The organism is Cohnella xylanilytica, assembly GCF_014212175.1.
Lineage (GTDB): Bacteria > Bacillota > Bacilli > Paenibacillales > Paenibacillaceae > Cohnella > Cohnella xylanilytica.
Map to the genome: position 1 here is coordinate 55,451 of NZ_JACJVR010000064.1, position 13,994 is coordinate 69,444.

The following is a 13,994-nucleotide window of genomic DNA, read 5'->3' on the forward strand; positions in this document are numbered from 1 at the left end:
CGATAACGATTATAACGGACGCCGGCGCCGGGGGGAAGGGAGAGCCGGAAGGCTAGGGACGAACGCGGGACCGGGGATGAGGGGCGAAGACAGGCGCGAGGAAGGGCGGGACCGAATCATGAAGTTTCGATGAAGAAGGTTTTCATCCGGGGGCAAAAAGAGTACAATAGGCATATTGTGAAAATTTTGTACCAAAAGGATGGAGCGAATCATGTCTAAAGCAAACATCGGCGTCGTCGGCATGGCCGTCATGGGACGCAACCTCGCCTTGAACATTGAGAGCCGCGGATTCACGGTAGCCGTCTACAACCGTTCCCGCGAGAAGACGGACGATCTGATGAACACGGACGGCAAGGGCAAGAACCTCGTTCCGACCTACTCCGTCGAAGAGTTCGTCGCTTCGCTCGAGAAGCCCCGCAAGATCCTGATCATGGTCCAAGCCGGCTCCGGCACGGACGCCACGATCCAGTCGCTGACCCCGCACCTGGACAAGGGCGACATCATCATCGACGGCGGCAACGCTTACTTCCCGGACACGCAGCGCCGCAGCAAGGAGCTGACGGAGCAGGGCTTCCACTTCATCGGCACGGGCGTATCCGGCGGCGAAGAAGGCGCGCTCAAGGGCCCTTCCATCATGCCGGGCGGCCCGCTCGAAGCGTACAAGCTGGTCGAGCCGATCCTGACGGGCATCTCCGCGAAGGTGAACGGCGACCCTTGCTGCACGTACATCGGTCCGGACGGCGCCGGCCACTACGTCAAGATGGTTCACAACGGCATCGAGTACGGCGACATGCAGCTGATCTGCGAAGCCTACCAGCTGCTGAAGGACGTGCTCGGCGTCTCCACGGACGAGCTGCACGAGATTTTCGGCGAATGGAATAAGGGCGAGCTCGACAGCTACCTGATCGAGATCACGACGGATATCTTCTCCAAGAAGGATCCGGAGACCGGCAAGCCGATGGTCGACGTCATCCTCGACGCCGCCGGCCAGAAGGGCACCGGCAAGTGGACGAGCCAGAGCGCGCTCGACCTGGGCGTCCCGCTGTCCATCATCACCGAATCCGTCTTCTCCCGCTTCCTGTCCGCCATGAAGGAAGAGCGCGTCGCCGCCAGCAAGGTGCTGAAGGGCCCGAAGACCGCTCCGTTCCAAGGCGACAAGGCGGCGTTCATCGAGAGCGTGCGCAAGGCGCTGTTCGCGAGCAAGATCTGCTCCTACGCGCAAGGCTTCGCGCAGATGCGCGCGGCTTCCGAGGAGTACAACTGGGACCTGCAGTACGGCAACATCGCGATGATCTTCCGCGGCGGCTGCATCATCCGCGCCCGCTTCCTGCAGAACATCAAGGACGCGTACGACCGCGATCCGGGCCTGCGCAACCTGCTGCTCGACGAGTATTTCAAGAACGTCGTCGAGAGCTACCAAGACGCATGGCGCGAAGTCGTCGCCACGGCGGTCCGCTACGGCGTTCCGGTGCCTTCGTTCGCGAGCGCGCTCGCGTATTACGACAGCTACCGCTCCGAGCGCCTGCCGGCCAACCTGCTGCAAGCGCAACGCGACTACTTCGGCGCCCACACGTTCAAGCGCCTCGACAAGGAAGGCACGTTCCACCACAACTGGATGGAATCCTGATCCTAATCCCGGGGGAGCGCGTTCACCAGCATGGCGCGCAGCTGCTCGGCGTCCTCGCCGCATAGGCCCGGACGCTTGAGCAGGTGCATCGCCAGCCCCGCGTAATTGGCGAAGAGAGCAAGCAGCCGCGGCCGATCGAGCCCCGTCCATTCGGGCGCTCCTTCGGCCATTTTGCTTTTGATATAGTCAAGCGCCCAGATAACGTCCTCCCTGCGGAGAGGATGGTCCGGGTCGAGCAGTCGGCGCAGCGTATCGGGCTGGGCCTGGGCGGAAGCCGTCCGCCGGGTCGGCTCGTAGTCCATGCTAGGCATCACCTTTGCTTTATTCGTGGACGGGATGTCCGAACTCACTACCATCCTTACGGCAGAAGACCCGGATTTATACCTGGTGCGCATTGTGCTATGATAGGTGGAGCTATGTTGGGGAAATGGGGAAGACAGCCGTGACAGGAATGGGCACAACGAACAATATCGTCATCGTCGGATTCATGGGGACGGGCAAGTCGACGGTAAGCCGGCTCTTGGCGGAGCGTCTGGGCTGGAGCCGGATCGATACCGACGAAGAGATCGTGCGGCGCGCGGGCAAGAGCATCCCCGACATCTTCGCCGAAGACGGGGAGACGGCCTTCCGGGACTTAGAGAGCCGGGCGCTCGCCGACGTGCTCTCCGGAAGCCGGCTCGTCGTCGCCACCGGAGGCGGGGCCGTTCTCCGCGAGGAGAACCGCCGCCGCATGCTGGCGCGCGGGTGGGTCGTCGCGCTGACGGCGGACAAGCGGAGCCTGCTCGCCCGGGTCGCCGCCGGCGGAGACGCCGCCGGCCGGCCTCTGTTGGCCGGCGACGCGGAGGCCCGCATCGACGCGCTGCTCGCCACCCGCCGCCGCGCTTACGACTTCGCGCACGCGACGGTCGACACGTCCCGGCTCGCGCCGGAAGACGTGGCCGAGCTGCTGCTGCGCTGGCTGTGAACGGCTCGGCTTAAGCTTCGGCCCAAGCGAGCATGCCGCCGAGCATGTTGACGGGTTGGCCGAAGCCCTGCTGCGCCAAGTATTCGCACACTCGGCCGCTGCGGCCGCCGCTGCGGCAGATGAAGATGACTTCGCGGTCGCGGGGAATCTCGTCCAGCCGGTCCGGGATCTGGCCCATCGGAATGTGGACGGCGCCTTCGATCATGCCGTAGGCGACTTCCTCGTCCTCGCGGACGTCGATCATGTACGGCTTCTCGCCGGCTTCGAGCCGGGCTCTCAATTGCTCGACCGTAGTCGTCTCGTAACTCATGGAAGGACTCCTTTCGGTTCATGGAGGAGGGGCCCCCCGCGCGAAGCGGAAGGCTCCTCGCTTCCCTTACAATAACGATCATATAGAACCGCCCGACAGGCTGTCAAATGGGCGCGGAGAAGGGAATGACGAAGATGGGAATCGCCGTCGCGATCGCCGTCGCCGGCTTCCTGGGGGCGGTCTCCCGCTACGGGCTGACCTTGGCGCTGCCGGACGGGGGAGGCGCTTCGTTCCCTTGGGCGACGCTGGCCATCAATCTCGGCGGCTCGCTGCTGCTGGGCCTGCTGTTCGGGCTCGCCTCCCGCAAGCTCGTCTCGGCCTGGTGGAAGGAAGCGGCCGGCACCGGCTTCCTCGGAGCGTTCACGACGTTCAGCGCGTTCAACGCCCAGTTGGGCGAGCTCGTCCGCCATCACGCGTACGGCTCCGCGGCCGCTTACGCCCTCGCCAGCGGGCTGTTCGGCTGGCTGCTGGCGGCGGTCGGGCTCTCCGTCGGAAGGGGAGGGCGAGCATGAACCATTGGGCGACGGCGGCGCTCGTCGGCCTCGGAGGATCGATCGGCGCCCTCGCCAGATACGGGGCGGGCCGGTTCGCCGCCGTGCGCGACGCGAAGCCGCACTACGCGACGCTGGCCGTCAACTGGGCGGGCTCGCTCGCGATCGGCGTTCTGTACGGGCTCGAGTGGCGAACGGACCGGCCGGCTTTGTACGCTTTTCTCGGGACGGGCATTCTGGGCGGATTGACGACCTACTCGACGCTGAACGTGCAGAAGGCCTCGATGGCGGGAGAGCGCCGGTACCGGACGCTGTCCGTCTACGCGGCCCTGACCTACGGAGGCGGCTGGCTGCTGTACGCCCTCGGCTGGCTATTGGGACGGAACCTGTAATTTAATACCTATCACATAAGGAGCGTTATCCGACATGGACATGATCGTAACCCCGACCGGCAGGCTGCAAGGGGAGATTCAGGCGTTATCCTCCAAGAACTACACGACCCGCTATCTGCTCGTCGCCGCCTTGGCCGAAGGAACGAGCACGATCCGTTACCCGGCTCACAGCGAGGACAGCGACGCCCTTCGGCGCTGCATCCGCGACTTGGGCGCCGTCGTGGAAGAGGACGACGAGAAAATCGTCATAACCGGCTTCGGCCGCCATCCGTTCCCGGCCAAGGAGCTGAACGTCGGCAACGCGGGAGCCGTTCTGCGCTTCCTGATGGCGGTGGCGTCGCTGCTTCCGGAGGTCACCTTCGTCAATACGTACCCCCTATCGCTCGGCAAGCGCCCCCACGACGACTTGATTGCGGCTCTTCAGAGCATGGGCGTGGAGGTCGAGCACCAGAACGGCCGCCTGCCGATCACGATCCGCGGCGGCAATCCGCGCGGGGGCAAGATTCAAGTGTCCGGCAGCGTCAGCTCGCAGTACCTGAGCGCCCTCCTGTTCCTCGCTCCGCTGCTGGAGGAAGACAGCGAGATCGAGGTGCTGAACGACCTCAAGTCCAAGGTCGTCGTCGGCCAGACGCTCGAGGTGCTGGAGCAGGCCGGCATCGTCGTGGAGGCGTCCGCCGACCTGATGCATTACCGCGTGCCGGGGCGGCAGAAGTACAAGGCGCAGACGTACACGGTGCAAGGCGACTACCCGGGCTCCGCGGCCATTCTGGCGGCGGCGGCGGTCACCGATTCCGACGTCACCGTCCATCGCCTGCTCGAGAACAGCAAGCAGGGCGAGCGCGCCGTCGTCGACGTTCTGCGCGCCATGGGCGTCCCGCTCACCCACGAGAACGGAGTCGTGCATGTGAAAGGGAACGGCAAGCTGACCGCCGGCGAGTTCGACGGCGACGAGTTCACGGACGGCGTGCTCGCGATGGTCGCGGCCGCCGTGTTCGCGGAAGGAACCTCCCGCTTCTACAACGTCGAGAACCTGCGCTACAAGGAATGCGACCGGATCACCGACTATCTGGCCGAGCTTCGCAAGGCGGGAGCGAACGTCGAGGAGAAGAAGGACGAGATCATCGTGCACGGCCGTCCGGAAGGGCTCGAAGGCGGCGTGGAGATCGACGCGCACTTCGACCACCGCGTCATCATGGCGCTGACGGTCGTCGGCCTTCGGTCGAAGCGGCCGCTGCGCATCCGGGACGCTCACCACGTGGCGAAGTCCTACCCGAACTACTTCGACCACCTGAAGGCGCTTGGCGCGCAGGTGGAATGGGTAAAGTAAAAGGCGATACCGGCGTCCCCGCCCCGCGCGCGGGCGCCGTCGCATAGCCGCCGCCCGAGGCGGGCTCGAGCCGAATCGGCGGCAGCCGCATCTGAATAAACGGGAGGCTGATGGGAATGGCATTCGAGAACCCGACGAGGGAACGGATCAAGGAGATTCTGCTGGCGGCGAACACGATCGCGGTCGTCGGCTTGTCGGAAGATCCGTCGAAGACGTCGCACATGGTGTCCGAAGCGATGCAGAAGAAGGGCTACCGCATCATCCCGGTGAACCCGAACGCCGAGAGCGTGCTCGGGGAGAAGAGCTATCCGTCGCTCAAGGACATTCCCGAGCCGGTGGATATCGTCAACGTGTTCCGCAGGCCGGAGCATACGCCTCCGATCGCCGAGGACGCGGTCGCGATCGGGGCGAAGGTGCTGTGGCTGCAGCTCGGCATCGCCAACGACGAGACGGCCCGCATCGCGCAGGAGGGCGGCCTGGAGGTCATAATGGACCGCTGCATCAAGGTGGAGGATTCGATCCTGCTTCCGGAAGGCAAGCGGCAAGGTTAAGGCGATTGTAAACGCGCAAAAAATTCAAGGCGGGGTATCTCCCTGCGGCCGTCTGTTCTCAGCTCTTTGCCGATATTCGGTTTTGGCGGTTGCAAAGGGCTTCGAAAGGCCGGACGTAAACTCTTCCGGGAGATACTCCGTTATTTTTCCGCATTTTCAAAACGCAAACCCGTGCTTCTCTCGCCCGCCTTTATCGGATCGCTTATAGAGATGGACTATAGAGGTTGTTGGTTTTATATATTTCAACCGATGGGAGAAGCGGTATACAATCTCCTTACAGGAAGTCCCGGCTGGAGCAAGGCAGGAAGCCGGGCGGAAGGGGAGATGGGGTTATGAACGACAAGGTGAAGAGACTGTTCGACGAGGTCGCGCAAGAATACGACAAGCAGAGGAGGCAGCTCATTCCCTGCTTCGACGACTTCTACGGGATCGCCGTCTCGCTGGTGGAAGCGAAGAGGCCGAGCCCCGCGATCCTCGATCTGGGAGCGGGAACCGGGCTGCTGACGGCGTTCGTCGCGGCGAAGGTTCCGGACGCCCGCTTCACGCTGATCGACTTCAGCGCGAGCATGCTGGACCAAGCCCGCCGAAGATTCGAGGGCGCGCCGGGGACGTTCCGGTACGTCGAAGGGGATTATTCGAGCTGCGCCTTCGAGGAGAAGTTCGATTTTATCGTCTCGTCGCTGTCCATTCACCATCTGACCCATGAAGCGAAGCGATCGCTGTTCGCCCGCGTCCACGGCGCGTTGAAGGACGGCGGCGTCTTCGTCAACGCCGACCAGGTCGCCGGCGAATCGCCTTATTACGATCGCTTGTACCGGGCCCGTTGGGACGCGAGCATCGAGAGCAGCGGCCTGGAGCGGGCGGCGATCGAGGCGTCCAGGGAGAGAAGGAAGCAGGACATCAACGCCAAGGCGGGCGATCAGGTGGCCTGGCTGAAGGAAGCGGGCTTCCGCGAGGCCGATTGCGTGTTCCGGTATTTCGATTTTGCCGTATTCCACGCGGTCAAGGGCGGAGACGGGAGAGAATAAAGAGAGCGCCTTAGACGAGAATCGCGCGAACAAGCGGAAGAACCCGTCTTACGGGAGCGTTTGACTGGCGCGGGAGCGCCAACAAGCGGAAAAAACCGTCTTGCAGGGTCGTCAGATGGGCGTGGGGGCGCCAACAAGCGGACAAAACCGTCTTGCAGGCGCGTCAGACGGGACCGGCAGCGCGAACAAGCGGAAATAAACGTCTTCTGCCGGAGCCTGCGGCGGTCCCGGAGCTCGGGCTTCGGGCGGCGGGTTCCGTTTTGTTTTGACAAGAAGAGCCCGGAAGACTTAACATCGAGAGAAAGGGGGGCGTTACAGGCTCATGTTCGGGTTGGGCTATCTCCAACGGCTTGGCCGGGCACTCATGCTACCGATGACGGTGCTGCCCGCGGCCGCCATACTCATCATGCTCTCCCGCTTGCCGTGGGAATCGCTGGGCTGGCCGACGGCCCCCGAGCTTCTGCACGCGGCGGGCATCTCGATTTTCCAATATGTCCCCTACGTATTCGCGGTCGGAATCGCGCTCAGCATGGCCAACCAATCCGTGTTCGCGGGAATGGCCGCCTTGACCGGAATGATCATTTTTAGTACCGTCACGCATACGTATGATCCGAACGGAGTTCAGCCTTCCATGTTCGCCGGAGCCGTCATCGGCATCGCGTCCGCGCTCGCCAACGAGCGGTTCAAGGCGCTCAAGCTTCCGGAGTGGCTTCAGTTCTTCGGCGGCTCGCGGTTCGTGCCGATCTTCATGGCGGGCTTCTCCCTCTTGTTCTCTTGGCTCATGATCCAAGTCGGACAGACGCTCGTCTCCTGGATCGCCGAGTCCGGCAACGTCATCGGATCCGCCGGCGGGTTCGGCGTGTTCCTGTACGGATTCCTGCACCGGGTGCTGGTCGCGTTCGGGCTTCACCACCTGCTCAACCATCTGTTCTGGTTCCAGGTCGGGGAGTACCGCTCGCCTTCCGGCGACGTCTTCTTCGGCGATCTGCCGCGCTTCTTCGCGGGCGATCCGACGGCGGGAGCCTATATGGCCGGCTTGTATCCGATCATCATGTTCGCCCTGCCGGCGATCGCCTACGCCATCATCCACGAGGCGCGGGAAGACCTGAAGCCGAAGATCGCGAAGCAGTTCCGCGTCGCCGCGCTGACCGCCTTCCTGACCGGGGTGACGGAGCCGGTCGAGTTCGCGTTCCTGTTCGTCGCGCCGTACCTGTTCCTCGTTCACGCCCTGATCTCCGGGGGCGTCATGTGGCTCACGTACGAGCTGGGCATTCGGGACGGGTTCAGCTTCTCCGCCGGCGCTCTCGAATACTTGATCAACCTTCCCTTGTCCCAGAAGGGCTGGATGATTATCCCGCTCGGCCTTGCGGTCGGGGCGTTCTATTACGTCCTGTTCCGGCTCACCATCCGCAAGTTCCAGCTGTCGACGCCGGGACGCGAGGATGCGACCCGGCTGGACGACTGGGCGGGCGACGTTCCTTACCGCGCGCCGCTTATTCTGCAGGCGCTCGGCGGCAAGGAGAACATCGTCCGGCTCGACGCCTGCATCACGAGGCTGAGGCTGACGCTGGCGGAAGACCGCCGCATCGACGCCAAGTCGCTGCGCCACCTCGGGGCGGCGGGCGTCATCCATCTCGGCAGCGGCCACGTCCAGGTCGTGTTCGGCACGTACTCGGACCTGATCCGCGAAGAGATCGCGAAGCTGATGCAGCAGGACGTCCATCAGGTTCAATTCCATGCGCCCATGCAAGGCCGCATGATCCCGCTCGAGGACGTCGACGACCCGATCTTCGCGCAGCGGCTCGTCGGCCGCGGCGTCGCGTTCCTGCCCGACAAGGGAGAGCTGGTCGCGCCGGTGGCCGGCAAGATCATCCATCTGTATCCGTCCAAGCACGCGGTCGGAATCGGGACGAAGGAAGGTCTCGAGGTGCTGCTGCATATCGGCATCGACACGTCCCAGCTGAAGGACGTCTTCACGGCGCTCGTGCAGGAGGGCGACGAGGTGAGCCCGGGACAGCCGCTCATTCGCTTCCACCTGCCTAAGCTGAAGGCGGGGGCGAAGTCGATCGCGACCCCGATGGTCATCACCAATTCGGACATCGTGCGTTCCTGGCGCTTCGCGCCGTTCGCGTCCGTGAAGAAGGGGCAGGCGGCGGTCATGTCGGTCGTCGTCAAAGAGAGAGAGAATAAGGGGGGAGCATCATGATCCAAGGGTTGGGCGCATCGGAAGGCATCGCGATCGGCAAAGCGTTCGTCCTTCCGAACTGGGAATGGGAGCTGCCCGAGCACAAGGTCGGGGTGGGCGATCTCGCTCTCGAATTCGACCGGCTGTACGAAGGCATCAAGCGCTCGAAGACGGAGATCCAAGAGATGAAGACGGAGATGGACGAGACGGTCGGCTCCGAGGAATCCGGCATCTTCGAAGCGCACCTCGCGATTCTCGACGATCCGGTGTTCATGAACGAGATCAAGGGGATCATCCAACGGCAGTACAAGGCGGCGGAGGTGGCGGTCAAGGAAGCGATCGACCACTTCGTCACGATGTTCGACCTGCTGGACGACGAATACATGAAGGAGCGCGCGCTCGACATCAAGGACGTCGGCAACCGGCTGCTGAAGCATCTGCTCGGCGCCCCGGAGATCATGCTGCCGTCGGATACGCAGCCGTTCATCCTGGTCGTCCGGGAGCTGACGCCTTCCCAGCTCATTCACCTGAAGCCGGACGTCGTGCTGGGCATCGTGACGATGGTCGGAAGCCCGTCCTCCCATTCGGCGATCATGGCCCGGGCGTTCGGCATTCCGCTTGTCATGGGGGTCGAGAACAAGCTGCAGGAGCCGATCGAGACCGGAGACCTGCTCATCATCGACGGGGGAGCGGGGCTGCTTCACGTCGAGCCGAACGCCGAGACGATCATGCGGTATTCGGAGATGCGCAAGCGGCACCTGGAATCCCGCGCCCGCCTGCAGCAGCTCGCCCAGGTTCCTTCCGTCACGCCGGACGGCGAGACGCTCGAGCTGGCGGCGAACATCAGCTCCGTCAAGGAGCTCGACGCGGCGCTCGGCAGCGGCGCCCAAGGCGTCGGCCTGTTCCGGACCGAGTTCCTGTACATGGACCGGAGCCGGTTCCCGACCGAGGAGGAGCAGTACGAAGTGTACCGGATGGCCGCGGAAAAGCTGCAAGGCAAACCCCTCATCATCCGAACGCTCGATATCGGCGGAGACAAGCAGCTCGACTACCACGAGCTGCCGGAAGAGGAGAACCCGTTCCTCGGCTTCCGGGCCATCCGCTTCAGCTTGAGCCGCAAGGATCTGTTCAAGGTCCAGCTGCGCGCGATTCTGAGGGCTTCCGCGTACGGCAACGTGCAGATCATGTATCCTCTGATCGCGTCGGTGGAGGAAGTGAGGGAAGCGAACGGCGTGCTCGCCGAGGCCATGGGAGAGCTCGAAGCCGAAGGCGTCCCCTTCCGGAAGGACGTGCCGACCGGCATCATGATCGAAGTGCCGGCCGCGGTGGCGGTCGCCGAGCTGCTGGCCGAAGAAGTCGCCTTCTTCAGCATCGGAACGAACGATCTCGTTCAGTTCACGCTCGCCGTGGACCGGATGAACGAGCAGATCAGCTACTTGTACGAGCCGTATCACCCGGCCGTGCTGCGCATGCTGCGCGCGGTCGTCCAGGCGGCGAAGCGCCGCGGCATCCAGGTCAACGTCTGCGGCGAGCTCGCCGGGGACGTCCGCGCGATGCCGATCTGGCTCGGGCTCGGCATCCACGAGCTGAGCTTGTCGGCGCAGGCGATCCTGCCCGTCAAGGAGACGATGCTGCGCACGTACGCCCGGGAGAGCCGCGCGTTGATGGAGGAGATCTTCAAGCTGCGCACCGCGAAGGAGATCCGCGACCGGCTGGAGAGGTTCCATGCCGAGGCGACGCTCGCGGCGGGGAACGTGCGGCCGGGGGTGTAGCCGTCCGGGCGCCCCGTCTCGGCCTCATAAAGGAGAAGAGGGGCGGCTCGCGCCGGCGCCTATCGCCGGGAGCCGTCCCTCTTCTTCGACCGGCGCCTTAGCGCCGGCCGTACAACGCGTCGCAGAACGCCTTGGCGTACTCCGGAAGATCCGGCGGCCGCCTTGCGGAGATCAGATTGCCGTCGACGACGACGGGCTCGTCGAACCATTCGGCTCCCGCGTTCTCCATGTCGTCGCGGATGCCCGGCATGGAGGTCACCTTCCGGCCGGACAGAATCTTCGCCGAGACGAGCACCCATCCGGCATGGCAGATCTGGCCGATCGGCTTCCCGGCCGCGTTCATCTCGCGGACGAACTTCAGCACGTTCGCGTCGCGGCGGATCTTGTCGGGCGCCCAGCCCCCCGGCACGAGCAGGCCGTCGAACGCGTTCGCGTCCAGCACGTCGTAGCCGATGTCCGCGACGGCGGGAACGCCGTATTTGCCGATATGCTTCCGGCCCTTCTCGGGTCCCGCGTACACCACCGTCGCGCCTTCCTCGCGGGCCCGGTAGACGGGGTACCACAGTTCCAAATCTTCGAATTCGTCGTCCACCAGGCAGACGACCGTCTTGGCTCGCGTCATGCGGCAGCCTCCTTGCTCTATTAGCGGAATCACGTCCGTTCTCATTCTATCAAAATCGCGGCATTCATTCATCCCGACATCGAAGGAGGCGTTAACCGAATATGGAAGCGAACCGCGCGTCCTTCCGCATCGTTCTGCGCTGGCTTCCGGCCGTCGCCTGCATGGCCATCATCTTCGCCTTGTCCGCCCGCACGGGAGGGGAGCTCGACGGCTGGCTGCCGTGGGCGCGGAAGCTGTTCCCGGGGCTCGAGACGTTCGACCCCGTCCACTACGTCGCTTATTTCGCGCTGGCCGTCGCGTTCGCGATCGGGTTCGGCTTCGGGCGGATGAACGCCTGGCGCTGCCTGCTCGTCCTCGTCCTGTCCGTCGCGTACGGCGCCACCGACGAATGGCACCAATCCTACGTTCCGGGCCGTTCCCCGGACTGGGGCGACCTGCTGCACGACGGGATCGGGGCGGCCGTCGCCGTCGCGGCGATCTGGCTCTGGAGAAGGGCCCGGCTTCTCGCAAGTTCCAAAAATTACAGCGGCTCCTAAAGAAGGAATCTTGAGTTCCTTGGGCGAATACAATGGTCAAGGAAGCGGGCCCGCGTTCGGCTTCCTTCTGTCCATTCTATGTCGGTCAAGGAGAGAACCCCGTTGTTGAAACGCTGCACCTGCGGTCACGCCATGAAGTTGATTTTGCGCACCGTCATCCACGCGCGTAAAGTGAGCATAACCAACGTTCCCGTCTATTCCTGCGAGCAATGCCCCCGCAACGAGGTGTTCCCCGGCGTCAAAGAGGACTTGGGACGGCTCGTCGGCCGGCTGGGCTCCGACCCGAAGCCGCAGCATATCCCGTTCGACGAGGTCCACGAATGGGCCGGGGTTCTTCGGGAAGCGCTCGCGCGCAAGAAGCCGCTTCAGGCGGTGTCGGTGGCCTCCATCGCCGAAGAGAGAACGAACGAGCTGCTCGATCTCATGCTGATCGCGTCTTCGGTCGGCGACGAAGCCTGGATGGCGGAGCTGAAGAGCCGATTGTCGCAATTAAGCGCTCAATACATATCCTGAGCCGGGAGCACAAGGCCGACGGGGCGAATTTCGCCCCGTTTCTTTTTGCGCTTCCGGCTTATTTCTGATACCATGAAAATAAGCAGAATTATTTTCAAGGAGGGAATCGTAGTGGCGGTTATCCGGCAATTGTCGACATTGGAGGATTGGCAGGAGACGCTTCGGCAGTCCGCGGAGAAGCCGGTGCTCGTGTTCAAGCACAGCACGCAGTGCTCCGTCAGCGCGGGCGCCCACGAAGAGCTGATGAACTACGTATCGGACGCTTCCGACGAGGTCGGCTTCGCGCTCGTGCGGGTCATCGAGGAGCGCCCCGTCAGCAATGCCATCGCCGAGACGCTGGGCGTCACGCACAAGTCGCCGCAGGCGATTCTGGTGAAGGACGGCCAAGCGGTGTGGGACGAATCCCATTGGCGAATCACGTATCCGTTCCTCAGCGAGCGTCTCGGGGAACCGGGAGGAAGCCGGACCGAAGCCTAAGAGGCGGCATCGGCGGCCGAGGGCCGTCGGGCATCGCGCGAACCGGCCCGAATGAACCGACGTAAACGTTGCGAATCCGACTGTTTTGTAATATCATTACCTTATTATCCCATGGACGAGCCGGCTACAGACTAGGTTGTTCATGACATTGGAGCGAGTGACGTGACGGTAACCATTTATGATGTGGCTCGTGAAGCCGGCGTGTCGATGGCGACGGTATCGCGGGTTGTCAATAACAATCCGAACGTGAAGCCGCAGACCCGCAAGAAAGTGTACGAAGCGATCGAACGTCTCGGTTACCGGCCGAATGCGGTCGCTCGCGGGCTGGCGAGCAAGAAGACGACGACCGTAGGGGTCGTCATTCCCGATATCGCGAACGCGATCTTCGCCGAAGTCGCCCGCGGAATCGAAGACATCGCGAACATGTACCATTACAATATCATTCTCTGCAACGCCGACAAGCGGAAGGAGAAGGAGATCCGGGTCATCAACACGCTGCTCGAGAAGCAGGTGGACGGGCTCCTGTTCATGGGCGGCGCCGTAACGGACGAGCATCTTCAGGCGTTCAGCACCTCCAACGTGCCGATCGTGCTGTGCGCGACGACCGACGAGAAGGGAACGATGCCTTCCGTCGACATCGACCATGAAGGAGCCGCCTTCGACGCGGTCAACCGTCTGCTGTCCGAAGGCCACCGCGCGATCGCGATGATCAGCGGAACGCTCCAGGATCCGGCGAACGGCTACGCCCGTTACCAGGGGTACAAGCGCGCGCTGGAAGCGGCCGGCCTCCCGGTGGACGAGCAGTACGTCCGGGTCGGCAATTACAAGTACGAATCGGGCATGGAAGCCGCCCAGTATTTCCTCGGCCTGCCCAAGCGTCCGTCGGCGATCTTCGCCGCGACGGACGAGATGGCGATCGGGGCGATCCACGCCATTCAAGACGCCGGCCTTCGCGTCCCCGAAGACGTGTCCGTCATCAGCGTCGACAACATCCGGATGGCCTCGATGGTCCGGCCGCAGCTGACGACCGTGGCTCAGCCGATGTACGACATCGGCGCCGTGTCGATGCGGCTTCTGACGAAGCTGATGAAGAAGGAGACGGTCGAGCAGGCCAAGGTCGTGCTCCCTCACGAATTGATCGTGCGCCAATCGGTCGCTTCGGTCTAAGCGCGATCGTCGACTGCACGCAAACAGATGCC

General features: G+C 63.5%; 16 protein-coding genes. 13 read left to right on the top strand and 3 right to left on the bottom strand.

The annotated features are described in order from the left end of the window. The first annotated feature begins 211 nt into the window (after positions 1 to 211). Entirely contained in the window at positions 212 to 1,627 is a 1,416-nt protein-coding gene (gene gnd / locus H7B90_RS16700) for an NADP-dependent phosphogluconate dehydrogenase (protein ID WP_185137027.1), read from the top strand. Between the two features lie 2 nt (positions 1,628 to 1,629). Here the strand turns inward: gnd and H7B90_RS16705 are convergent, their stop codons facing one another. Then, positions 1,630 to 1,929, bottom strand: a complete 300-nt coding sequence (locus tag H7B90_RS16705; RefSeq protein WP_185137028.1) for a hypothetical protein — start codon at positions 1,927 to 1,929, stop codon at positions 1,630 to 1,632. A gap of 149 nt (positions 1,930 to 2,078) precedes the next feature. On the opposite strand from H7B90_RS16705, the gene H7B90_RS16710 reads away from it, so the two are divergent. Further along, a complete protein-coding gene (locus tag H7B90_RS16710) occupies positions 2,079 to 2,591 on the top strand; it encodes a shikimate kinase (protein ID WP_185137102.1) in 513 nt (170 codons plus the stop codon). A gap of 10 nt (positions 2,592 to 2,601) precedes the next feature. Here H7B90_RS16710 and H7B90_RS16715 read toward each other — a convergent pair whose 3' ends face one another. After that, positions 2,602 to 2,901, bottom strand: coding sequence for a rhodanese-like domain-containing protein (locus H7B90_RS16715; RefSeq protein ID WP_185137029.1), 300 nt, complete (start codon positions 2,899 to 2,901; stop codon positions 2,602 to 2,604). Positions 2,902 to 3,026: 125 nt separating this feature from the next. Here H7B90_RS16715 and H7B90_RS16720 point away from each other — a divergent pair, with 125 nt between their 5' ends. The 7 genes from H7B90_RS16720 (at position 3,027) to ptsP (ending at position 10,647) form a co-directional block, all read left to right on the top strand. After that, the gene (locus tag H7B90_RS16720) at positions 3,027 to 3,413 is read left to right on the top strand and encodes a fluoride efflux transporter FluC (RefSeq protein ID WP_212961912.1); all 387 of its coding nucleotides are present in this window, start codon (positions 3,027 to 3,029) and stop codon (positions 3,411 to 3,413) included. Further along, on the top strand, positions 3,410 to 3,784 hold the full coding sequence (locus tag H7B90_RS16725) for a fluoride efflux transporter FluC (RefSeq protein ID WP_185137030.1): 375 nt from the start codon (positions 3,410 to 3,412) through the stop codon (positions 3,782 to 3,784). Before H7B90_RS16720 ends, H7B90_RS16725 begins: the two co-directional genes overlap by 4 nt. Before the next feature lie 34 nt (positions 3,785 to 3,818). Then, on the top strand, positions 3,819 to 5,111 hold the full coding sequence (aroA, locus tag H7B90_RS16730; RefSeq protein WP_185137031.1) for a 3-phosphoshikimate 1-carboxyvinyltransferase: 1,293 nt from the start codon (positions 3,819 to 3,821) through the stop codon (positions 5,109 to 5,111). A 116-nt stretch (positions 5,112 to 5,227) separates the two neighbouring features. Next, positions 5,228 to 5,662 (top strand): CoA-binding protein, encoded by a 435-nt coding sequence (locus tag H7B90_RS16735; protein ID WP_185137032.1) that lies wholly within the window; start codon positions 5,228 to 5,230, stop codon positions 5,660 to 5,662. A 332-nt stretch (positions 5,663 to 5,994) separates the two neighbouring features. Further along, positions 5,995 to 6,690 (top strand): class I SAM-dependent methyltransferase, encoded by a 696-nt coding sequence (locus H7B90_RS16740; protein ID WP_185137033.1) that lies wholly within the window; start codon positions 5,995 to 5,997, stop codon positions 6,688 to 6,690. 322 nt (positions 6,691 to 7,012) lie between these two features. After that, a complete protein-coding gene (locus H7B90_RS16745) occupies positions 7,013 to 8,896 on the top strand; it encodes a glucose PTS transporter subunit IIA (protein ID WP_185137034.1) in 1,884 nt (627 codons plus the stop codon). Beyond that, entirely contained in the window at positions 8,893 to 10,647 is a 1,755-nt protein-coding gene (gene ptsP / locus H7B90_RS16750; RefSeq protein WP_185137035.1) for a phosphoenolpyruvate--protein phosphotransferase, read from the top strand. The genes H7B90_RS16745 and ptsP overlap by 4 nt, the downstream gene beginning before the upstream one ends. A gap of 97 nt (positions 10,648 to 10,744) precedes the next feature. Here the strand turns inward: ptsP and H7B90_RS16755 are convergent, their stop codons facing one another. Then, on the bottom strand, positions 10,745 to 11,269 hold the full coding sequence (locus H7B90_RS16755; protein WP_185137036.1) for a type 1 glutamine amidotransferase domain-containing protein: 525 nt from the start codon (positions 11,267 to 11,269) through the stop codon (positions 10,745 to 10,747). A 101-nt stretch (positions 11,270 to 11,370) separates the two neighbouring features. Here H7B90_RS16755 and H7B90_RS16760 point away from each other — a divergent pair, with 101 nt between their 5' ends. From H7B90_RS16760 to ccpA, 4 genes are all read left to right on the top strand, one after another. Beyond that, positions 11,371 to 11,805 (top strand): VanZ family protein, encoded by a 435-nt coding sequence (locus H7B90_RS16760; protein ID WP_185137037.1) that lies wholly within the window; start codon positions 11,371 to 11,373, stop codon positions 11,803 to 11,805. 102 nt (positions 11,806 to 11,907) lie between these two features. Continuing rightward, a complete protein-coding gene (locus tag H7B90_RS16765) occupies positions 11,908 to 12,318 on the top strand; it encodes a hypothetical protein (RefSeq protein WP_185137038.1) in 411 nt (136 codons plus the stop codon). A 111-nt stretch (positions 12,319 to 12,429) separates the two neighbouring features. Further along, entirely contained in the window at positions 12,430 to 12,795 is a 366-nt protein-coding gene (gene ytxJ / locus H7B90_RS16770) for a bacillithiol system redox-active protein YtxJ (protein ID WP_185137039.1), read from the top strand. 162 nt (positions 12,796 to 12,957) lie between these two features. Beyond that, on the top strand, positions 12,958 to 13,962 hold the full coding sequence (ccpA, locus tag H7B90_RS16775) for a catabolite control protein A (RefSeq protein ID WP_185137040.1): 1,005 nt from the start codon (positions 12,958 to 12,960) through the stop codon (positions 13,960 to 13,962). Positions 13,963 to 13,994: the final 32 nt, after the last annotated feature.